Here is a 20,999-nt window from a genome sequence, read left to right as displayed (position 1 = left end):
AAGGCAAGCGATCATGAGAAAAGGCGCGTTATCAGTGAGAGTGGAATCCGCATTACTGCAATTAAAAAAGATATCAGTGCTGACGAATGCGCTACTCGCTCTGTTCCTGTTGCCGCTGCTGAGCGCTTGCGGAACCACGCAAATAAAATACGTTCAGGTGCCACAGGTACCGATACCAACAGGCTTACTTTCTGACTGCATCCCTCCAGAGATACCTGAGATATTAACTTGGGGTAACAGCCTATTGCTGAATGACACCTTGCTGACGGTAATAGAGCAGTGCAACGCAGATAAGGCGAGCATTCGGCAAATCGAACAATCACGCATCGTGAGCAAGTAATGGCTTGGTATCCCGCATGGCATATCACTTGGCAGAGGTTCAGGTACTGGCGTGAACAGATAGGATTTGAGTCAGCTTATTCCAAGCTAAAGACGGAGTGTCAACATGGCGAAAATATTGGCATACAAAATAAGTATTAAGTGGTGGGTAATTCCATATCTGCACACTTTAAATATTTTCTGTTTCATCTTCGCAACCGAGCCAAACATTGACGCCATTGGTGAATTCATCGTGAAGCATGGCGTCAAGACAGAGATTGTTTAACCCCACTGGAGGTTGATCATTATCTTGGCGGCTCGGAAAGACGAGAAGTAGCAGAGCAACTCTGTGAAGACGTGGCAAAGCTGCGAACAAAGAACATGAAGGCTCAGTTTAACGACTGGGCCTTTTTTATTGGCAGTAAATCACCGCGCATTCTCCGCGCAAATACCAAGAGTCTTTTTCGGGATGTGAGGCAGAGATAGGACGGTGGCTTTCATCGTGCCGCTCTTGGGCTGTCCATATCTGGAGAACTGACTCATATCCCAAAAAGGAAATACGATGCAATACCCAACCGTAGTAGTAAACGGAGTTTCCGTTCGAGTTGATAACGAAGGCCGTTATAACCTCAATGATTTGCATGCGGCAGCGGTGCTAAAAGGCGAGGCAAATGAATCTCAGCGCCCAAGCTTATTTAACTTAGAGAGCCACTTTCACAACAGCTCTCAATCAACTAAAAGCATTCTGCTATTAGATATGTAATAGCGGACAAAAACGACAATTCGCTGATAATTATCACTACTATCACTGATGAGTAATACACAGTCGTTGTCATGCACCAATTCTTAAATTTAATCCACATTGCGTCATCCTTTTTGTTTGACAAAAGAATGACAGTCAATTCATAGGGATGGAAATTGGTTGTACAGATCAATAAACGATTATTGATCGTTTAAAACGATCGTTATCGAATGAAAGTGCTGTATTTATAAAACTCTGCAAAAGGTGCTTATAAAGTGCCTTTGACAGAATCTTATAGAGGTTTCAGATTTTAGCCATTCAACAAATTACGGGGTTTTACCCCAAATCAAAAATCCAACTAGCAGGAAACTCTAAATGAAGACCATTGAGATTAAAGTCAACGTTGATACAGCCCCGATTGATAGCTTGATTGCTAGGCTGGAGCGAGCTGTTGAATTACAGAAGCAGTTAAGCCACCAGTCAGGGGAGGACCCTGCTGCTCTGTCAAAGGCTTTGCGTTCAGCAGAGGAAAACATCAGTCTACTCAACAACCGTGACTCATTCATCAGGTAAGCCATGAAAGAGCCAAGGGTATACGGTAGCCGATGGGCTAAAGCTCGGGCGGCTTTCCTGCGTGATAATCCCCTGTGCGTGATGTGCAAGCAGCAGGGACGGATAGAGGCCGCAACAGTTGTTGACCACATCGAACCGCACAAGCTGAAAGAAGCCTTGATGTCCGGTAACATAGTACAGATAGCTAAGGCTCAGAAGCTATTCTGGGACAGAAAGAACTGGCAAGCCATCTGCACCCCACACCACGACTCAACTAAACAGCGCATGGAGAAAAGCGGTGTTGTAATCGGCTGTGATGATAGTGGCATACCCACAGATCCCAACTCGCATTGGAACAAACCATAAAAATCACCCATCAATGCAAATGAGAATTATTACTATATGAATGATGAGAATGACTCTCAATATCGCAAATGAGAATGACTCTCAACAGAGGGGGGGGTGAAAAGTTCGGAAGGATGACCTCAAAAGACCGCTCCCAACCCTTTTATTTAACACTAACCCGATTTTTTCAGTTTTATTAGGTAATTGAAATGGCAGAAAAACGAACCCGCTCGGACAGTTCTACCGCGGCGATTCAGGCCATGAAAAATGCCAGTGAGGATACTATTCCTCCACCGGCGCATGCTGGTCTGGAGAAAAAAGCCGAACCTTTTTGGCACGATAATATTCGCTCGAAAGCCCTCGACAGTTGGACGCCCGCCGATCTTCTCGCTGCTGCTGAATTGGCGAACAATCAGGTTTACGTGATTGAACTCCGCAAGGTGTTGAGGCGTGAAGAGCGCAAGCGCGGCGAAGAACGCGAAGAGGGCTTGATAAAGGGATACCGCAAAGAAATTATTGAATTGCAGCGAACTATTTTGGCTCAGCGCCGCGATCTGCAAATTCATTCTCATGCGACAAATGGGGAAAGCCGCGACCAAAAAAACCGCAATAAAAATGATGCAGATGCCCGAAAAGCCCGGGGGAATATTGAAGGTGACGGCGATAACTTGCTCGCATTTCCAAAACACGGATAGGAGGCAGCATGACGCGAGGCGAACGCGTAATAGCGTTCATTGAACGTTATTGCATAGTGCCTGAAGGTAAGTTGATCGGTCAGCCGATGAAATTGGATACGTTTCAGATTGAGTTCCTGCTTGCCATCTACGATAACCCTCAAGGCACAGATAAAGCCTATCTGAGTATTGCGCGAAAGAATGGCAAGACAGGGCTGATTGCCGGCATCTTGTTGGCTCACCTCGTAGGGCCAGAAGCGGAACAAAACTCACAGATTGTCAGTGGTGCGATGAGTCGCGAACAGGCATCCATTGTTTTTGAGCTTGCGGTGAAAATGATAGGGCTTAACCCAGCCCTACAAGAAATCACTCATGTTATCCCCAGCAGCAAGCAGATCATCGGCATCGTTTGTAATGTCCGCTATAAAGCGCTGGCAGCAGAAGGGAAAACCTCTCATGGACTGTCACCTATTTTAGCCATTCTCGATGAGGTCGGGCAGATTGTCGGCCCACAGGATGCGTTCATTGATGCCATAGTAACGGCGCAGGGGGCGCATGAAGATCCGTTGCTGATTGCGATAAGCACGCAGGCTTCGAATGATGCTGACCTGTTCAGTATCTGGCTGGATGACGCGAAGAATTCTAAAGATCCACACATTGTCTCGCATGTCTATGAGGCTCATAAAGACGCGGATATCTCTGATCCAAAAACGTGGAAATCGGCTAATCCTGCGCTGGGTACATTCCGATCGCTAAAAGATATGAAACGTCTGGCTGAAATGGCCGCACGAATGCCCAGCTCTGAGAATACCTTCCGCAACCTTAACCTGAATCAGCGGGTTTCTACGGTATCACCGTTTATCTCTCGTAGCGTTTGGGAGTCCTGCGGCGCTAAACCGCAGCCAATTACTGGCGTGTGTTATGCCGGATTGGATATGTCAGAAAGTAAGGACTTAACTGCGTTGGTGATCATCGGGCAATCAGACGATGGCATATGGAACGTACACCCCTATTTCTGGACACCAAAACAAACGTTACTTGATCGGGCTAAAAAGGACCGGGTGCCTTATGACGTTTGGGTCAAACAGGGCTGGCTTAGAACAACGCCTGGCTCATTCGTGGATTATGACTTTGTGGTTAAAGATATTGCGCAAATTATCAGTGACTTTGACATTAGCGCGATTGCATTTGACCGCTGGCGTATTGAAATCCTTAAAAAAGCGGCTGACCTTATCGGTCTGACGTTGCCATTAGTGCAATTCGGGCAGGGGTTTAAAGATATGGCCCCCGCACTGGATACGCTCGAAGCCGCTTTATTGAATGGAAAAATGCGCCACGGTATGCACCCGGTGCTGACGATGTGCGCCGGTAATGCGGTGGTAGTCAAAGATGCCGCCTCTAACCGAAAGATAGACAAGTCGAAAGCAACAGGCCGCATGGATGGCATGGTGGCACTCGCGATGGCAACCGGTGCAGCTGGTGGGGATGTGGCTGAAGATAATGGCGACATTGATGATTTTCTTAACAGACCGTTGAGCATGTGATGGCAGATAAAACTAATTACAGTATTGACCTACGAACCAACAATGGTTGGTGGGCGCGTGCTCAGTCGTGGTTTGTCGGCGGGCGTCTGGTTACGCCGGATCAGGGATCACAAATAGGGCCAGTATCAGCGGGTGGCTCCGTAGGCGACTCTGTTATCACCGATGAACGGGTGCTGCAAATCTCAACCGCATGGCGTTGTGTCAACCTGATATCGTCTTTGACCGCTTGCCTTCCACTGGATGTTTTCGAAACAGACAATAGTGGCAATAGAGGTAAAGTGGGGCTGGATAATCCTCTGGCCCGCCTGCTCCGATATTCCCCCAACCAGTACATGACCGCTCAGGAATTCCGTGAGTCCATGACCATGCAACTCTGCTTTTATGGTAATGCGTATGCACTGATTGAGCGAAATAGCGCAGGGGACATCATCAGCCTGATGCCACTGAATGCGGTGAATATGGATGTCAAACTGGTTGGAAAACGGATTGTGTACCGCTACAGGCGTGACAGCGAATATGCAGATTTCGCCCAGAAAGAAATCTTTCACCTTAAAGGCTTTGGTTTTAACGGGCTAGTGGGGATGTCTCCGATTGCCTTCGCGACCAAAACTGCCGGCGTTGCGGTGGCCATGGAAGACCAACAGCGGGAGTTCTACGCGAACGGGGCCAAATCACCGAAAATCCTCTCAACAGGCGAACGTATTTTAAGCGCCGCACAACGGGCGCAAACGGAAGAAAACTTCAAAGAGATAGCGGGTGGGCCGGTTAAAAAACGGCTCTGGATACTTGAAGCCGGTTTTCAGGCTCATGATATTGGTGTCAGCCCGCAAGATGCTGAGACGATGGCCTCGCGTAAGTTTCAGGTCAGTGAGATTGCTCGCTTCTTTGGCGTTCCACCCCATTTGGTGGGTGATGTTGAGAAATCAACCAGTTGGGGAACCGGCATTGAGCAGCAAAATCTCGGTTTTCTCCAATATACCCTGTCTCCGTATTTAACCCGATGGGAGCAATCTATTTGGCGTTGGATCGTGAATCCTGCCGATATTGCTAAATTCCATGCAGAACACAATCTTGATGGGCTGCTGCGCGGTGATTCAGCCGCTCGCGCTACGTTTATGACCACACTGGTCAACAGTGGGCAGCGAACGGTGAACGAAATGCGGCGACTCGATAATTTACCGCCACTGGAGGGGGGCGATGTTGCCACCCGGCAATCTCAAAATATACCCATCACCGACTTAGCCAATTAAAGCCTCGCCAAAAGCGGGGCTTAGTTATTTATAGGGGCTGCCAATGTTAGGCATACAAAAAACGCTCGCCTTTGATCAGGCGGAAATCAAATTTAGTGGCGATGGTACTCAGGGCATTTTTGAGGGCTACGCCTCGGTATTCAACAACACTGATTCAGACGGCGACATCATTTTACCGGGAGCCTTTAAAAACGTGCTGGCTGGTCAGTCTCGCAAGGTTGCGATGTTTTACAACCACCGGACATGGGAACTGCCAGTAGGTAAATGGGAGCAGCTTGAAGAGGACAGTAAAGGGCTACTGGTGCGCGGTCAGCTGACGCCGGGCCACAGTGGAGCAGAAGACCTCAAAGCCGCCATGAAGCACGGCACGGTCGAGGGTATGTCTGTCGGTTTTAGTGCGTCAAAAGACGATTACAGCATCGGCACATCCGGCCGCATTTTTAAGAATGTTACCGCGTTGCGCGAAATCAGTATTTGCACATTTCCCGCTAACGAGTTGGCTGGGGTGTCATCCCTGAAAAGCCTTGAAGGTGTGGAAAGTATCAGGGATGCGGAACACTGGCTGAGGGATTCAGTTGGGCTTTCCAAATCAGAGGCACAGGGCTTCATTGCCCGTATTAAGTCCGCAGTTCGGAGTGAGTCCGAAGGCGCTGACAAAGATATCTCCGCGCTTGTCGAGCGCATCAAATCTTTCCCACTCCAATTAGGAAAACAATATGACCGAATTAGCTGAAATTCAGAAAGCGATTGAAGATTCTCACAAAAACGTTTCAGAACTCTTCGCCGCTCAAAAGCAGGAAATTGAATCCACTGGCAAGGTATCCAAGCAACTGCAAGATGATTTAATCAAAGTACAGGATGAGCTAAAAAAATCCGGTACCCGCCTGTTTGATCTGGAACAGAAGTTATCCGCAGGGCCAGAAAATCCGGGCGAGACAAAATCATTTGCTGAACGAGCATCAGAAGATCTGGTGAAATCGTGGAACGGCAGCAAGGGCAGCTTTGACGCCAAAACGTTCAACAAGTCTCTGGGTAGTTCTGCCGCCTCAGCCGGTGCGCTGATCCAGCCAATGCAGGTGCCGGGTATTATTATGCCGGGACTGCGTCGCCTGGTTATCCGTGATCTGCTGGCTCAGGGCCGCATTTCCAGTAACTCACTGGAATATGTGCGTGAAGAAGTGTTCACCAATAACGCTGCACCAGTGGCTGAGAAAGCACTGAAACCCGAGTCTGATATTACTTTCAGCAAACAGACTGCCAACGTTAAAACCGTGGCGCACTGGATTCAGGCATCCCGTCAGGTGATGGACGATGCACCTATGCTGCAATCCTATGTGAATGACCGCCTGATGTATGGGCTGGCACTCAAAGAGGAATACCAGCTACTGAATGGTGATGGTACTGGCGATAATCTGGAGGGCATCAACAACGTAGCCACCGACTACGACACGACCTTGAACGTGACCGGTGACACCCGTGCTGACCTGATTGCTCACGCTATTTTCCAAGTGACTGAATCAGAATTTAGCGCCTCAGGTATCATTCTGAACCCGCGTGACTGGCATGGAATTGCATTGCTGAAAGATAACGAAGGTCGTTATATCTTCGGCGGGCCACAGGCGTTCACCAGCAACGTGATGTGGGGTTTGCCGGTTATTCCAACCCGCGCACAGGATCAGGGCACCTTTACCGTGGGCGGTTTTGATATGGCGTCTCAAGTGTGGGATCGCATGGATGCCAGCATTGAAGTCAGCCGCGAAGACCGCGATAACTTCGTTAAAAATATGCTAACGATCCTGTGTGAAGAGCGCCTGGCGCTGGCACATTACCGGCCAACTGCACTGATTAAAGGTGCTTTTGAGTCTGTGGTCGCAGGTAAATCCAGCAAATAACCGGGGAGGGGGCGGACCAGCCGCCCTGATTAGCAATGGACATAAAAGTCACTGACGCCGTGCCCATTGATGAGCTGCGCGAGCACATAGAGTTTGATGGGACTGACCGCGACACGCTGATCACCCGCTACGCTCAGGGAGCACTGGATTACTGCCTTAAATGGTGTGATGAACCGGCATGGACAAATGCTGACGATATTCCCGCACCAGTGATTAATGCCATGCTGCTTGTTTTTGCAGACCAGTTCGAACATCGACTTTCTCAGACCGAAGTACAGTTGTACGCCAATGCGAGCGCAGAAAACCTGATGTGGCTTTATCGTAACTGGAGTAATAAGACGAAAGGGGAACCCTGATGGAACCTGGACGATTCAGGCATCGAATAACACTTCAAGTGTTCAGGGAAATTGGTCGTTTAGACTCGGGACAGCCAGATCAGCAATGGGTTGATATTGCAACCGTATCCGCCGAAGTCAAAGCCATTTCAGGTCGAGAGTTAATAGCCTCAGGTGCTGAATTGTCGGAGGCAACCGTCAGGATTTGGATGCGTTACAGATCTGATGTTGATACGGCGGCTCGCATTCTTTTCCGTGGTGACATTCATGAGATTCAGGCTGTATTACCTGATGTCCGGCTTACCCGTTTAGAGTTGTTGTGTAAGCAAGGGGTAAAAACGTGATTGATATGCATCTCGATTTCTCCGGCATGCTGGATCTGGATAAAGAGCTGGCATTACTCGGTAAGGCTGAAAGCCGTGGCGTACTGCGGCAGGCCGTCCGTGCGGGAGCCGCCGTTATTCAGGTCGAAGCACAAAACCGCGCGCCAGAGCGTACAGGGAAGTTAAAGCGCAATATCATTATTGCCAACGGTAAAGGGAGTGCGACCGAAGCAACGGCCGGTATTCGGGTCAAGGGGGCCAACCCATCGGGTACCAGCAGCGACAGCACCAAGAAGGCGATCAGTAAGAGCAATTCATTTTACTGGCGCTTTATTGAACTTGGCACGCCAAAGCTCCCTGCCGTTCCCTTCATCCGCCCGGCATTTGATTCTAAGGCAGACGCCGCTGCACAGGCTGCGATTGTCCGCGCAATTCAGGCCATTGACGAGGTATTATCAAAATGACCGAGGCTGATGTTTACCCCCTGCTCAAGCATTTGACTGGTGGGCAGGTATATCCCTATGTTGCCCCTCAAAAACCTGATGGCAGTGGCCCGGCAATATCCCCGCCGTGGGTGGTTTTCATTCTACCAGCCAGCATGACTGGTGATGTTCTTGATGGACAGGACGCAACAGCATCGATGCTTCAGATTGATGTCTATGCCAGAACTATTGATGAAGCCCGCGCCATTCGCTGTGAGGTGAGAACGCTTATTGAGCCACTTTCACCGGTTCAGATGAATGAGATCACTAACTTCGAGCCGGAAACGTCCCTTTTTCGCGCCATGCTTGAAGTCCAGGTGTGGGAATAAACCCAAAAAAATCAATCAACCACCTCCGGGTGGTTTTTTTATGTCTGGAGAAAGTATGACTAGTATTTATGAAAAAACGCAGGGTACAAAAATTTACGTTTCTTCCGGTGTTACTACGCAACCAAATTCCACGAATGCAATATGGTTATCAGCTGCTTGTGCCACTAAAGAGATTAGCTTTACTGGCGGGCAAAAGGCAGATATCGATGTCACTACACTATGTTCTGAAGAGCAAGAAGTAACGAACGGACTGCCCGCGCCGTCAGAAATGACAATATCACGCAACTGGAGTCCGAACGAAGAGGCGCAGTATTCATTGAACGAAGCTTACGACACAGACACATTACGCTCGATAAAAGTTATTTTCCCGAGCGGCAGTGGCTACGCTTATCTTGCCGAGGTGCGTCAGAATAGTTGGAGTGCAGGCACCTCTGGCGTGGTCTCTGCATCATTCACACTGCGGATCAAGGGCAGGCCAGTTCGTATCGCCGCGACTGATGTTCCCGTTACCGGCGTCACGTTAAGTAAATCGACTGCCGCCATTGATGTTGGTGATACAGGCGTATTAATCCCGACATTTTTACCGGCTAACGCAACAAATAAAACCGGTACCTTTAGTTCGTCAGCACCTGCAATTGTGAGTGTTGACCCAATAACCGGACAGTATGAAGGGCTGGATGCTGGTGTTGCGATTGTCACGTTTGCTGCAGCTGATGGCGACTTTACTGCAACGTGTGATTTCACTGTTACCGAGGCTGCATAATTATGACTAAAAAGGACTTGCGTTCAATAGCGACAGCCCCACTCGCGGGCTTTCGGCATGAAACTGTAACTGTCGCGGAATGGGGGGGGGTTGTTGTCATGCTTCGCGAGCCCTCCGCCCCGGCGTGGATGCGCTCTATTTCTCACATTAAAACGGAGGAGGAGCCAGGGGATGTATCTGACATTGAAACTAGAATCACCAGCAATACAATGGCTGACGTGGTGCTGTTTGTTGATGTCCTGCTCGACGAGGCTGGTGCTAGGGTATTCAGTGACAAAGATGCAGATACACTCATTTGTAGTTATGGCCCTGTTCACTCCCGCTTACTGCGCCAGGCGCTGGCATTAAGCAAGAGTGACATAGAGGATGCGGAAAAAAAGTAAAATCGCCGGGTATGGCCTTTTTGATGGCGCTCGCGCTCAGACTAGGCCGAACTCTTCACGAGTTACAAGCAACAATGACGGCGAGTGAACTGGCGATGTGGATCGAGTACGATGCTATCAGTCCCATCAGTGATCGGCGTGGGGATTTTCAAACAGCTCAGATAGCCAGCGCAATTTATCAGTCACGTGGTCACGATGTCAGCATGGAAGAGATGTTATTGCAATGGCAACCCGCCGCACCACAGGAAAAAGATGAAACCGAGAGGCTTGAGGCGTTCTTTGAATCCATTATGGAGTAAGCTGAATACTGGATTTTAATTACAGTCAAGGATAACTTGTGAGGAAAATAGCTTTATTGGCACTAAGCGCAGCTCTTGCTGGCTGCGCCACTAGTCCTGTAGCAACAAAAGATGCAAAGATGATTCCAGGCCATCAAATATTAAATGCGAGCATCACGCAATCAAAAGAAAATACAGGGAAGGTAATTATAAAGAGAGACTCGGGCTTTGTGGGTAGCGTTTGCTTGACGAGAATATTTGTTGATGGAAATGAAGTGGCAGACTTAAATACCTCAGAAATGGTCATAGTCTACCCAGAATATGGAGAGCATATTTTTAGCGCATGGCCAAAAGGGATATGCGGCGGCGGTATGAGTGAGCAGTCTGGAAATGTAACCGAGGGTCGGGCGTTAATGTATCGGATAGGCTACGGAACAAATGGAGACTTTGGGCTGCATCCCACAGCGTTTTAATTTTAAATAAGACAAGAGCCGCTCAGTTCATCCAATGATGCGGCTTTTTTTATGTCTAAAGGAAAACAAATGGCTAGCACTTTGCGTGAGCTGATTATTAAAATCTCAGCCAATTCATCTTCATATCAATCTGAAATTGCCCGCGCATCGCGCATGGGCTCAGAGTATTACAAAACAATGCAAGGTGGCTCACGCAAAGCAGAAGCTGCTACACGCCAAAGCAGGCAGGCATTAAGTGAATTAAATAGCGAGCTGGTAACAGTTAAAGAGTCCGCTAGCGGGATGATCAGCATGTTTGCTGGAGCCTTCGCCATTGGCAGTCTGATCAGTACCGCAGATCAGTACGGACAATTATCATCACGTATTAAAATAGCAACCGGCTCACAAGAAGAATATAACAATGTTCAGCAGCGACTGATGGAGATCAGCGATAGGACATATAAAAGTATTGAAGAGCAATCAGAGCTGTATATCCGTACCTCAAATTCAATGAAAGAGTTGGGGTTTTCAACAGAAGGTACCCTTGATTTTATTGATTCAATATCTAGCTCGTTAACGACTAATGCAGCAAGCGCAGAAAAAGGGCAAAGCGCAATTGATGCATTATCAAAATCAATGGTTAAAGGCACGGTATCTGGCGTTCAGTGGAACACAATTATGGCCGTTATGCCGACAATTGCTGGTGACATAGCGCGATATCTTGGCATTACGGAAATAGAAGTTAAAAAGCTAGCAACAAGCAGCAAACTATCAATGGATACGTTCGCTAAAGCCACTATTGCTGCAAAAAATCGCAATGCTGAACTTGCAGAGGCTATGCCGACCTCGGTCGGTGATGCAATTACTAAATTGTCGAATCACTGGAAGAGATACATCGGCGATACCAATACAGCCATGGGTGTGACTGCATCAATGTCGGGCATTATTTCACGTGCGGCGAACAATATTGATGTGCTTGCCATTGCTGGCGCCGCCGTTGTCGGCGTTGGGATGGCGCGCTATTTTGGCGGCATGGCAAGCAGCTTGACAAGCACAACAAAGACATTCATCACTGCGACTCAGTCACAGTTGGCATTGGCTGTTGCTCAGCGCGAAGGAATTCAGGCTTCACTTGTCCAAATTCGAACCGAAAGAGAGTCTGCTGTCGTAGCCCAACAATCACTTGTCGCACAGCTTCAGTTAGCGCAAACAGAGAAAACCCGCGCCGCCATTCGCGCTCAATTAGCAGTCAACTCTGCCGCTGTTGTCGCCGCAACTCGTGCCGAAATCGCTGCAACTGATGCTCTTGCCGCCGCCAAAAGCAGGCTGAGTATTGCGGCCGGGTTGGCGAGTAAAGCGCTCGCGCTGGTGGGTGGGCCGGTGGGTGCGGCAATGATTGCTGCCGGAGCTTTATTTTATTTTTACGAGAAGTCAGAGCAAGCAAAGCGGTCAGCAACAGAGCTAGCGGGCGGAGTTGGCGGGCTTATCGATAAAATGCGGGAGATGGGAAATGTTCAATTAGCAGCCGAACTCGGCAAGCTGAATAACTCATTGCCGGCACTTTCTTCTGTTGTCGCTGATGCTCAAAAAAACTACGACAAAGCGACCAGGGCGATTGAGCGAAATCGCCGCCAAATATATCACTGGGGTGAAGATTCAGTGTTTGGTAAGCGAGCCGCTGAAGAATTGAATATTTCACTAAACAATCAGGCGATAGCACTCAAAGATCTGTCCGACGCACAGGACAGCAAAAGTCGAGCCGTAAATGCAGCTAACGTTTTAAGCGCCCAATTAAACGGGACCCTTAAAGAGGGCGTTGGCATTCTTAAGCTTGAGCAGGTGGAGGTAGGTGTTGCAGCAGGAATGATGGCTCACTTTACTAATTCTATAAATGTCGCTACTCAAGCAAAGACTGCGTTCAACTCAGCTACTCTGAGCACCCAAACCAGTGAAGAATTACAAAAAGCACAGAAAATACAGGACGATAAACTTGCAATCTTAAAACTATCCGGCAGGGCACAAGCGGAAGAAATTGCAAGGCAGGAGGCTGAGCGCCAGAAAATCACCAACTCAGCGGAGGTATCAAAGTTCGTTAGGGGTGAGCTTAGGAATTACGATCAGACCGAGCAGAACAAGGCAGATGAGCAAGCAAAAAGTAAAGCGGCAAGTGCAACTAAGGCGACAGAGAGCGCCACAAAAGCATATGAGCAGGCTATCTCAAATCTGAATAAAGAGATTCGGGTAGAGACCGTTCGGCTGAGTGAGGGTGATGCAGCTGCTGCATTATTTGCGGCATCAATCGAAACCAGCGCTAAATATACTGACATTCAACGATCTGAATTAGAGCGGCTCAACAAGACACTGACTGAATCAAAGCAGCGATGGGAAGATCATAATGCCGCTATTGCGTCAGATCCTTACCGCACCGCCGCAGAATCTCAGCGTAAATCACTGGAGCAACTGCAACGACAGGAGCAGGGTGGTGAAATACAAAGTGCACGAGAACTTTATCAACGTAAAGAAAAAATTCATTACGATTACCTGAGTGCGCTCGCCAGCGCTAATCAGGACTACGCAGTCAGTAGTAGCGCTGAATTGGCTGGCGCGGTGGACCCTGTCGTTAATCTGCAAAATCAGCTAGCCAGGCAAAAAGCATTATATGAAACATATTATGCTAATGAAGTGATCAGTAAGCAGCGTTTCGAAGAGCTAATGGTTGCCGCAACTAATCAATCAGCCAAGCAGCAAGAAAATGCCGCTATTGAGCTTTATCGCAGTCAGTCAGACCTTCACACGCTGCAAATGGACCTCATTTCTAATGTTGGTGATCGTACCGCAAACATGGTGACGGGTGTGCTAAGTGGTCAGCAGTCATTTAGCGAAGCTATGAATAACATGGCCAACACCATCATGGATACAGTAGTGAAAGCCTTTATTCAGGCCCAAACGCAGGCTCTAATGTTTCAGATGGTGTCGGGGGTGAGTAGCAGCTTCGGTGGCGGGGCTAGCTCTGGTGCAGCAAACAACGCCTTTTCTGGCGGCTCATTTTCCGGATTGTCATTTAATGCAAAGGGCGGTGTCTATGATTCGCCGAGCCTAAGCGCCTATAGCGGGCAAGTTGTTAGCTCTCCCACGCTATTTGCTTTTGCCAAAGGTGCCGGGGTCATGGGTGAAGCGGGACCCGAAGCCATTATGCCGTTAACTCGGGCCGCCGACGGTTCGCTGGGTGTTCGCTCAGTATCAGCCAGACAGCCGGATATTGACGCATTGTCAGGAGGTGGTGACGTGGGCGTAACGCAGACTAATCATTTTAATTTCACAATCAACGGCAGTGGCGATCAGGCATTGATCCAGGCAATGGAAACCGCGGCAAAAAATGGGGCTGCGCAGGCCAAGGCTGAGTTGCTCAAAGATTTACGAACAAACGGCCCAGCAAGACGCACATTAGGAGTGTAATCAAATGGCTGAAATACTTGAGTGGCCAGCCATTCTAGTACCCAATGAAATGAGTCTCCAGATGCTGTCAAACTCAAAAATCTTTCAGTCACCCTTCTCTGGCTCATCTCAAACAGCATCATTCCCCGGTTCACGCTGGAGCATATCCGTGACGTTTAATAATCGAAAAGATAGAGACGCTCGAGCGCTTGAGGCACTGATTGCAGAGCTGGATGGTGTGGCGGGTCGAGTGCGTCTGTGGGATTTCGCCAGGGGCGGGCGCGCACCCGTGGGGACACCGATTGTCAGTGTAGCCGAGCAGCGGGGAAAACTGTTAAGTACCCGCGGCTGGTTGCCAGAGCGGCTGGTATTGCAGCGAGGGGATTACATCACAGTGAATGATGAACTGAAAAAGGTCACGCAGGACGTACGCAGCGACATCAGCGGCCAGGCGGTCATTCGCATCTCACCTCAGTTGCGCTGGCCACCGGTAGCCGGCGCGCCAATTGAGTGCCGAAAACCAACGGGGGTATTCAGGCTGTCAGATGAGAACCAAGGGAACTTTTCGCGGGTTCCCGGTATATTTCACAGCGTGACATTGCAATTTGTGGAGGCTTTTTAATGCTTTATCATCCCTTCTCAGACTCGATGATTGATTTTCTTTCACGACAAAATGTTACGACAGTCACTGCATTTCGACTTGATCTCATTACCGGTGTTGTTTGCGGACACACAGGCGTAGGCCCGCTGGTTATCGACGGGGAAACCTACTTGGGGGTTGGCGCGTTCGGGCAGGTTGAAGAGGTGACAGAGCAAAATGGGACATCCCCATCGCAACTTCAACTACAGGTTTCCGGATTTGAAACGGCCTTAACAGCCACTTTTTTGAATGAGCGCTGCCGGGGTCGGTCAGCTAAAGTTATTTTAGTTGCTATCGACGATAACGGACAGGTAGGGGCAGCTGATTTAATCTATAGCGGCGAGATAGCGACATCAAATATTGAGAGCGGCAAGCAGAACGCCATATCAGTTAATCTCACAAATCGCTTTGAGCGCTGGCAAATGGCTCTACCCAACCGTTTTAATAATGAATCTCATCTTGCGCGAGCACCAGGCGATCACTTCTTCCGCTATGTCGCTCAAATGGCTGATCGGTCCATCTACTGGGGCAGCAAGAAAGATGCGCCTGTATTTGTGTATAAATAAACAGGATAAATATGCGCTATCCAGATTGGCAAAAAAGACTTGCACAAGTATTGAGGGCCGCTTCCGAGCGGCCTTTTTCGTGGGGCGAGCATGACTGCTGCCTGTTTGCAGCGGATTGTGCGCTTGCAGTGTGCGGCATAGATCCTTTGGCTGATTATCGGGGCCAGTACAACTCGGCATTATCTGCCCGCAAAGCGCTGTTGCGCGGGCATGGCAGCATCAACGCCATCTTTGATGCCGTCTTTGAGCGAGTGCCTGTTAAGTTGGCGCAGCGAGGGGATATTGTCGTATTCACTGCGGATCAGGGGCCAACAGCCGGCGTGATATGGAACGGGCAGATTTGGTCTACAGCAGAGCACGGCGCAGGACCGACAAATGTAATAGCAGAAACGGCATGGGGGGCGCATGGGTAAAGTTATAGTGTCCCTGGCTGGAGCCGCGATGATGGCCGTAGGAGCTATGACTGGCAACTATTATTTAATTGCCGCAGGCATGGCAATGAATACTGCCAACCAATTGCTGGCTAAAAAACCTAAAATTGATACATATCGTGATCAGTCCGAGCGCAAGCAAATGCTCCGCTCTGCTGTCGCACCCGAAAATGTAGTTGTTGGTAAAACAGTCACTTCCGGACTGCTAATGTTTGCTGAAGAGGAGGCGGGAGAGCAGGATGATGGGGAATGGATACACATGGTTATTGTCCTTGCCGGACATCCAATCGAGCGCATTGATCGGATATGGCTGGGCGATGATCTGATAACTACGTTTGAGGATTTTGCGACGTGGGAACTTCATAACGCCCGAACAACGTGTGACCCGTTTATGCTTGAAAATTGCCCTTCATGGAAAGAGGACATGATCGGGGAGGGGTTGTCCTGGCTACGAGTCTCCCTTAAGTTTAACGCTGAGAAATTCCCGTATGGTTTACCGAATGTCAAAGCGGAGGTGTGGGGTAAGCGCTTGTATGACCCGCGCACAGGCGTGACAGAATGGAGTAATAACCTTGCGCTGGGCGTACTTGATTATTACCGCTCCGTGCTGAAAGTGCCTGACGCGGAAATCAACTGGGAGCAATTCAAGCAGGCCGCCAACATCTGTTCTGAGATGGTTGTGACTCCGGAGGGAGACTACGAGCCGCGCTACACAATGAACGGTAGCTTTGATCTGTCAGAAACCCCAGCAGCAATGCTCGACGCTATGCACATTTGCTGTGCTGGCGAACCGACTTACATCGCCGGTCAACACGGAATTCTTGTTGGCGCTTACTACGGCCCTGCATTAATGACGCTCAACGAACATCAGATGGCTGATTCTGTGCAGATCACAACTGAAACATCGTTACGTGATGCAACTAATGCGATCTATGGCACCTTCGTTGATCGTGATCAGCAGTCAACGAAAACCGACTTCCCCCCGATCAGAGTAGATGAATGGATTGTCGAGGACGGGTTAGAAATCAAAGAGGATATTGATTTACGCTTTGTCGATACACCCTATCAAGCACAGCGCGTGGCCAATATTCTGTTACGCCGCAAGCGCGCCGGGCGCGTCATTGTCGCAAAGACCAATCTAAGTGGCTACGCATACCGGCCCGGACGCGTCATTGAGCTTGACATGGAGAGCATTGGCGTTTTCAAGTCAGAGAACCGGATCACTGGCTGGAAATTTAGTATGGACGGCGGGGCAGAAATTACTCTCCAAGAGGAGTCAGCCGAGTTTTACGATGATGCAATTGGCGAACCGTTCACCCGCCCGCCGTTCACGCAACTACCGACGAATGGCCCGGCATCACCCGTTGGCCTGCAGCTGCTGAATGAAACTGTAGGCGATATTGTGCAGGGCGTACTGGTATGGACCAATATCGGCAGTATTTCTTATAACAACATCACAATTTATCACTCAGACGGAACGGTGGTATTTACCGCGCAGGTGCCCGGCAGCAGTTTGCAACTGAGCGGATTACCAAGTGGTCCCTATATGGCGCAGGTTCGGGCGGTGAGTGTCATTGGTGTTCAGTCAGCGCCAGCGGGTATCTCATTTGTTATCGAACCGCCACCGGTGCCGGTTGGTGTTGATGTGACAGCCGGGAACTGGTCACTGATATTAATCCCACGATTTAATGGCATTACCACAATCGGCACATTGTGCGAGTTCTGGTACTACACAGAAGATATTCCGATTGATGAGGTGACGACGCGGGCTAAGTTTGTCGGTACCGGTGTCAGCATGTCTCACTCAGGACTGATGCAGAACACCACTTATTTTTATTGGGTGCGGGGAATAAATAGTTACGGTAAATCGGCATTCTTTAAAGTTGAAACTAAAACTACACATGATCCGAGTTCAATTATCGAGCTATTGGACGGCGAGATCGGTGCTGAGCAGTTGCGTGATGAACTGCGTAAGCCACTGGAAGAAACTATTGATATGTGGACTGCAAAAGTCGGCAATGAACATATTGCAGGTGGCATCGGTCTAACGATTGAAGTTGATGATGACGGCAAAGAGAGAATTAAATGCATTGTTGATGCTGACATATTTGCTGTCGTTAATCGCAGTGCTAATACCAATATAAATCCCTTTGTTGTTAAAGATGGCACGATATATATAAACCATCTAATGGCCGATAATGCAGAGTTCGGGGCGATAATATCGAAATATATTAATGTGCAACATCTTGTTGGTACACTAATTGAAGGTTCAACAATTAACGGAAGTCAAATAAACGGCACAAATATTTATGGCTCGACAATCACGGGCACAACAATGAATGCTAATACGATAAACGGCGGCAGTATTAATATTGCGAATTTGTTTAAAGTGGACGGAAATGGAAATATTATTATGCAGGCCACGCCGGATTCTATCGGAATGAAAATAACAAATCAGACAATCACTGTTTATCGCGGACCGGGCGATAGAGCGCTTGCGCTGGGATGGGTCGAGGGATAGTTATATGGGTTTTTATGGCTTACAAATACGTCCGAATGATGGCGGCTCCGCAATAAACATCACAAGTGGAGCGCGGGCCGCCAGTTATTTGGGTGAGTTCACGCCGTCATTTCTCAATGATGACGGATCTTCCGTTGTTCAAGTGCCCAATGTCACTCCCGGAGCACAAATGTTTGTGCTCCCCATAAGCACTGCAATTGTTTATCAGTCGCCCGGCTCGGCGGTTGCGAGCACTCTTGCAGCACGATCAATATCGATAAATGGCAGCATTGTTCACACTCAATTAAGAAACTTTAATCCATATTACGATAAAGGAAGGCGTCCGGTAAAATTCCGCTGCATGCAGGTAATGAGCGCATCATCTGTGGGCGGTAACTACGGACTGGCTTTATATGATGCAACGAATTATGCAGAAATTAATGATGCATCGATCAGCGGAGCCTGCGTCTATCGCGGCATCGTGCAAATTGCGCCGAATTGGCAGGTGCCGGGCAACGTACCCTTCCGAGAAAGTTGTACAGTATTTGCACACTGGGATAGCGGTGATGTTACGCTTGATTTTGATGAAACAACAAAAACAATATCAGGGTGGCGCAGGGGTGGGACTATCGGCGTCAATCAAGTAGACATCAATATCACTGCGTATATCTGCATTTTTTCCAATGGCGCGCCACAAATTCCACCACGTTACGGTCTCGCTATCTGGAATCGGGCTGGACAATGCACATTTTCATCTGATAGCGCCCCGCTGTTATTGCGCGGGACGGTGGGCATTCAATATGTGCCCGGCTACTACAGCGCGGCCCCCGCAGGCGTCGGGCGAATGATGGTCCCGCTTTGCAGGCTGGGAGTGCATGAACTGAGAAGCAGTACAAATGTTATGAATTATTTCGCGGGTATGCGAATGAGCGGCAATGCTGTCACTGCATTTCTTGGGCGATTAAATACGAACTATATTGCAACTGATTACTGGATCGACTTCGCAATTACAACACTCCCCCTCCCCGTCATTGATGCCAACGATTATTTCTAACTAAGGACTCTCATGAGCATTAAAATTTCTGGTGTTCTGCCAGGACCAACCGGTGAACCGGCTGCGCATATTGGCATCACATTACGTGCGGTTAAAACCTCTTTAACTGTGATAACGACTCTTGAATCAAATTCAATAACTGGCGCAGATGGCTCTTACTCGCTCAACGTCGAACCCGGACAATATGACGTGCTACTGTGGGTTGATGGCATCAATACGCGCAACGTCGGAACTATTACTGTTTACAGCGATTCGCTGGCTGGGACACTAAATAACTTTCTAACAGCCTTACGAGAAGAAGACGGTACGCCTGAAATTATTCGCCAACTCGAACAATTACGTGCAGAAGCACTGCAGGCTGCGTTAGAAGCCAGCGAGTCAAAAGATGAAGCAATACGGCAGGCAGGTATTGCGACAGACGCTGCAATGAGTGCAGCGCAGGAAGCGACCGATCTCATTACAGCGGCAGTAAAAGATGACGCAGACAGAGCTGAGGCTGCACGAGATAGAGCAGAAACAGCTAAATCAGATGTTGATTCTCTCGCCCTGCTTGTTGTTGAGCATCACACAGAAATAGAGCGGCTAGCAACAGAGGCAAGAGACAGCGCCGCGCTTGCCGCAAACAGCTCTGACAGTGCATCGCAAGCCGCGACAGAGAGCAGCAGTAGCAAAGATGCAGCTGCACTTAGTGCGAACTCAGCATTATCTGCAGCAGAATTAGCGGGTATTTCAGCCACGGCAGCGGCTGACGATAAAGCAGAGGCTAATGGATTTCGAGATGAAGCTGAAGAATTTGCGGCACAAGCAAAAGCATCAGCAGATAGCATTGATATGTCTGCGCTTGAGTCTCTGATTAATGAAAAAGCGAGCACAGATCAACTTACAACTGAACTCGCAAAAAAAATGGATATTGCTGGCGGTGAATTCACTGGCCCGATATTAATGTCTCGTGATGCAACAGAGCCGTTAGAGCCAGTCACTCTGCAACAGCTTGAACAAGCTGGAGGCGAGTTCCTACTAAGTGTCAAATGGCACATGAGCCGAAATTACATTCCCGAGGGCTGGGCACCGTTGGACGGTATAATTTTAGACAGAGCACTATGGCCGGATGCTTGGTCTGAAATTAATGGTGGTACTAAATATCCATTAGTCGCGGATGACTCGTGGTTATTCTACAAAGACTGGCGATCTAGTTTCTCTATCGGCGATGGTAGCACTACATTCAGAATTCCAGATCTCAATGGTAAGTTTGAAGACTCAATTGGTGCCGTAGTTCTTAAGGGTGATGGTAAGAATTCATTTGGCGAAATGGGTAGAATCCAAGGCGATGCTATTCGAAATATAACTGGCGATTTTGGCTCACTAGGTGGGCAGCTTAACAATGCCTATGGCATTGTTATCGGAGCAAAAAATGGGGTATTTGTAGGCCATGGCGATAGCGGGAGGCCCACATCTGCAAATATCGGGCAACCTGCTCTGGGTTCAGAATTTGTAGCTTTCGATGCTTCACGAGTAGTGCCAACCGCAGTTGAAAACCGCGTAGTTAACGCCACTGGTTGCTACATAATTAAACTCGCTGGTTCAGCGCTCAATGAGGGTCAAATTAACGCGCTCGAATTAGCAACGCAGATAACACAACTGGCATCGCGCACTACAAGCTTAGAGGCTGACGCGTTTACTGCTAGCAAAGTTGTAAATACGGCGTGGACTA

Annotated in this window: 23 protein-coding genes and 2 pseudogenes; all 25 read left to right on the top strand. The window is 48.8% G+C overall.

Annotated features, from left to right (window positions below; all coding sequences use genetic code 11):
• The first annotated feature begins 13 nt into the window (after window positions 1-13).
• A complete protein-coding gene (gene lysC / locus AC971_RS20510) occupies window positions 14-340 on the top strand; it encodes an Rz1-like lysis system protein LysC (RefSeq protein WP_048677845.1) in 327 nt (108 codons plus the stop codon).
• A gap of 540 nt (window positions 341-880) precedes the next feature.
• Window positions 881-1,015 (top strand): annotated as a pseudogene (locus tag AC971_RS25680) (KilA-N domain-containing protein); the annotation flags it as partial.
• Window positions 1,016-1,435: 420 nt separating this feature from the next.
• A complete protein-coding gene (locus AC971_RS20500; protein WP_025383032.1) occupies window positions 1,436-1,633 on the top strand; it encodes a hypothetical protein in 198 nt (65 codons plus the stop codon).
• Window positions 1,634-1,636: 3 nt separating this feature from the next.
• Window positions 1,637-1,978, top strand: coding sequence for an HNH endonuclease signature motif containing protein (locus AC971_RS20495; protein ID WP_025383033.1), 342 nt, complete (start codon window positions 1,637-1,639; stop codon window positions 1,976-1,978).
• Between the two features lie 188 nt (window positions 1,979-2,166).
• Entirely contained in the window at window positions 2,167-2,652 is a 486-nt protein-coding gene (locus AC971_RS20490) for a hypothetical protein (RefSeq protein ID WP_025383034.1), read from the top strand.
• An 8-nt stretch (window positions 2,653-2,660) separates the two neighbouring features.
• On the top strand, window positions 2,661-4,175 hold the full coding sequence (locus AC971_RS20485; RefSeq protein WP_025383035.1) for a terminase large subunit: 1,515 nt from the start codon (window positions 2,661-2,663) through the stop codon (window positions 4,173-4,175).
• Window positions 4,175-5,425, top strand: a complete 1,251-nt coding sequence (locus AC971_RS20480; RefSeq protein ID WP_038402159.1) for a phage portal protein — start codon at window positions 4,175-4,177, stop codon at window positions 5,423-5,425. Before AC971_RS20485 ends, AC971_RS20480 begins: the two co-directional genes overlap by 1 nt.
• 43 nt (window positions 5,426-5,468) lie before the next feature.
• Window positions 5,469-6,158 carry an HK97 family phage prohead protease gene (locus AC971_RS20475; protein WP_025383036.1) on the top strand — a complete coding sequence of 230 codons (690 nt, stop codon included), beginning with the start codon at window positions 5,469-5,471 and terminating at the stop codon, window positions 6,156-6,158.
• Window positions 6,142-7,317 (top strand): phage major capsid protein, encoded by a 1,176-nt coding sequence (locus AC971_RS20470; RefSeq protein WP_025383037.1) that lies wholly within the window; start codon window positions 6,142-6,144, stop codon window positions 7,315-7,317. Before AC971_RS20475 ends, AC971_RS20470 begins: the two co-directional genes overlap by 17 nt.
• 35 nt (window positions 7,318-7,352) lie before the next feature.
• Complete coding sequence (locus tag AC971_RS20465; RefSeq protein WP_025383038.1) at window positions 7,353-7,673, top strand: head-tail connector protein; 321 nt, start codon at window positions 7,353-7,355, stop codon at window positions 7,671-7,673.
• Complete coding sequence (locus AC971_RS20460; RefSeq protein WP_025383039.1) at window positions 7,673-7,996, top strand: phage head closure protein; 324 nt, start codon at window positions 7,673-7,675, stop codon at window positions 7,994-7,996. The genes AC971_RS20465 and AC971_RS20460 overlap by 1 nt, the downstream gene beginning before the upstream one ends.
• Window positions 7,993-8,439 (top strand): HK97-gp10 family putative phage morphogenesis protein, encoded by a 447-nt coding sequence (locus AC971_RS20455; RefSeq protein WP_025383040.1) that lies wholly within the window; start codon window positions 7,993-7,995, stop codon window positions 8,437-8,439. The genes AC971_RS20460 and AC971_RS20455 overlap by 4 nt, the downstream gene beginning before the upstream one ends.
• A complete protein-coding gene (gene gp17, locus AC971_RS20450) occupies window positions 8,436-8,786 on the top strand; it encodes a tail completion protein gp17 (protein ID WP_025383041.1) in 351 nt (116 codons plus the stop codon). The genes AC971_RS20455 and gp17 overlap by 4 nt, the downstream gene beginning before the upstream one ends.
• Before the next feature lie 55 nt (window positions 8,787-8,841).
• A pseudogene (locus AC971_RS25675) lies at window positions 8,842-9,273 on the top strand (phage tail tube protein); the annotation flags it as partial.
• Complete coding sequence (locus tag AC971_RS25670) at window positions 9,250-9,549, top strand: Ig-like domain-containing protein (RefSeq protein WP_414826409.1); 300 nt, start codon at window positions 9,250-9,252, stop codon at window positions 9,547-9,549. The pseudogene AC971_RS25675 and the gene AC971_RS25670, both read left to right, overlap by 24 nt.
• Before the next feature lie 2 nt (window positions 9,550-9,551).
• On the top strand, window positions 9,552-9,932 hold the full coding sequence (locus AC971_RS20440) for a phage tail assembly chaperone (RefSeq protein ID WP_025383043.1): 381 nt from the start codon (window positions 9,552-9,554) through the stop codon (window positions 9,930-9,932).
• Window positions 9,933-9,955: 23 nt separating this feature from the next.
• The gene (locus AC971_RS20435) at window positions 9,956-10,231 is read left to right on the top strand and encodes a phage tail assembly protein T (protein ID WP_038402595.1); all 276 of its coding nucleotides are present in this window, start codon (window positions 9,956-9,958) and stop codon (window positions 10,229-10,231) included.
• Window positions 10,232-10,269: 38 nt separating this feature from the next.
• Window positions 10,270-10,683: a hypothetical protein gene (locus tag AC971_RS20430; RefSeq protein WP_025383045.1), complete on the top strand. Its 414-nt coding sequence runs from the start codon at window positions 10,270-10,272 to the stop codon at window positions 10,681-10,683.
• An 81-nt stretch (window positions 10,684-10,764) separates the two neighbouring features.
• Window positions 10,765-14,118: a tape measure protein gene (locus AC971_RS20425; RefSeq protein ID WP_158499217.1), complete on the top strand. Its 3,354-nt coding sequence runs from the start codon at window positions 10,765-10,767 to the stop codon at window positions 14,116-14,118.
• 4 nt (window positions 14,119-14,122) lie between these two features.
• Window positions 14,123-14,719: a hypothetical protein gene (locus tag AC971_RS20420; protein WP_025383047.1), complete on the top strand. Its 597-nt coding sequence runs from the start codon at window positions 14,123-14,125 to the stop codon at window positions 14,717-14,719.
• Window positions 14,719-15,303 (top strand): hypothetical protein, encoded by a 585-nt coding sequence (locus AC971_RS20415; protein WP_025383048.1) that lies wholly within the window; start codon window positions 14,719-14,721, stop codon window positions 15,301-15,303. Before AC971_RS20420 ends, AC971_RS20415 begins: the two co-directional genes overlap by 1 nt.
• An 11-nt stretch (window positions 15,304-15,314) precedes the next feature.
• Window positions 15,315-15,716, top strand: a complete 402-nt coding sequence (locus AC971_RS20410) for a DUF6950 family protein (RefSeq protein WP_025383049.1) — start codon at window positions 15,315-15,317, stop codon at window positions 15,714-15,716.
• Entirely contained in the window at window positions 15,709-18,255 is a 2,547-nt protein-coding gene (locus tag AC971_RS20405; protein ID WP_025383050.1) for a phage tail tip protein J-related protein, read from the top strand. Before AC971_RS20410 ends, AC971_RS20405 begins: the two co-directional genes overlap by 8 nt.
• A 4-nt stretch (window positions 18,256-18,259) precedes the next feature.
• Window positions 18,260-19,288, top strand: coding sequence for a DUF6453 family protein (locus AC971_RS20400; protein ID WP_025383051.1), 1,029 nt, complete (start codon window positions 18,260-18,262; stop codon window positions 19,286-19,288).
• A 12-nt stretch (window positions 19,289-19,300) separates the two neighbouring features.
• On the top strand, window positions 19,301-20,999 hold a 1,699-nt coding region (locus tag AC971_RS24000), incomplete at its 3' end, for a prophage tail fiber N-terminal domain-containing protein (protein ID WP_053084934.1).

This window comes from Yersinia similis (assembly GCF_001053095.1).
GTDB lineage: Bacteria > Pseudomonadota > Gammaproteobacteria > Enterobacterales > Enterobacteriaceae > Yersinia > Yersinia similis.
This window is presented reverse-complemented; position numbering and strand designations above follow the sequence as displayed.

Excerpts from the sequence above, each read along its gene's own strand:
- lysC (WP_048677845.1), top strand. The coding sequence starts at position 14 with ATGAGAAAAGGCGCGTTATCAGTGAGAGTGGAATCCGCATTACTGCAA.
- AC971_RS20500 (WP_025383032.1), top strand. The coding sequence starts at position 1,436 with ATGAAGACCATTGAGATTAAAGTCAACGTTGATACAGCCCCGATTGAT.
- AC971_RS20495 (WP_025383033.1), top strand. The coding sequence starts at position 1,637 with ATGAAAGAGCCAAGGGTATACGGTAGCCGATGGGCTAAAGCTCGGGCG.
- AC971_RS20490 (WP_025383034.1), top strand. The coding sequence starts at position 2,167 with ATGGCAGAAAAACGAACCCGCTCGGACAGTTCTACCGCGGCGATTCAG.
- AC971_RS20485 (WP_025383035.1), top strand. The coding sequence starts at position 2,661 with ATGACGCGAGGCGAACGCGTAATAGCGTTCATTGAACGTTATTGCATA.
- AC971_RS20480 (WP_038402159.1), top strand. The coding sequence starts at position 4,175 with ATGGCAGATAAAACTAATTACAGTATTGACCTACGAACCAACAATGGT.
- AC971_RS20475 (WP_025383036.1), top strand. The coding sequence starts at position 5,469 with ATGTTAGGCATACAAAAAACGCTCGCCTTTGATCAGGCGGAAATCAAA.
- AC971_RS20470 (WP_025383037.1), top strand. The coding sequence starts at position 6,142 with ATGACCGAATTAGCTGAAATTCAGAAAGCGATTGAAGATTCTCACAAA.
- AC971_RS20465 (WP_025383038.1), top strand. The coding sequence starts at position 7,353 with ATGGACATAAAAGTCACTGACGCCGTGCCCATTGATGAGCTGCGCGAG.
- AC971_RS20460 (WP_025383039.1), top strand. The coding sequence starts at position 7,673 with ATGGAACCTGGACGATTCAGGCATCGAATAACACTTCAAGTGTTCAGG.
- gp17 (WP_025383041.1), top strand. The coding sequence starts at position 8,436 with ATGACCGAGGCTGATGTTTACCCCCTGCTCAAGCATTTGACTGGTGGG.
- AC971_RS20440 (WP_025383043.1), top strand. The coding sequence starts at position 9,552 with ATGACTAAAAAGGACTTGCGTTCAATAGCGACAGCCCCACTCGCGGGC.
- AC971_RS20435 (WP_038402595.1), top strand. The coding sequence starts at position 9,956 with ATGGCGCTCGCGCTCAGACTAGGCCGAACTCTTCACGAGTTACAAGCA.
- AC971_RS20420 (WP_025383047.1), top strand. The coding sequence starts at position 14,123 with ATGGCTGAAATACTTGAGTGGCCAGCCATTCTAGTACCCAATGAAATG.
- AC971_RS20415 (WP_025383048.1), top strand. The coding sequence starts at position 14,719 with ATGCTTTATCATCCCTTCTCAGACTCGATGATTGATTTTCTTTCACGA.
- AC971_RS20410 (WP_025383049.1), top strand. The coding sequence starts at position 15,315 with ATGCGCTATCCAGATTGGCAAAAAAGACTTGCACAAGTATTGAGGGCC.
- AC971_RS20405 (WP_025383050.1), top strand. The coding sequence starts at position 15,709 with ATGGGTAAAGTTATAGTGTCCCTGGCTGGAGCCGCGATGATGGCCGTA.
- AC971_RS20400 (WP_025383051.1), top strand. The coding sequence starts at position 18,260 with ATGGGTTTTTATGGCTTACAAATACGTCCGAATGATGGCGGCTCCGCA.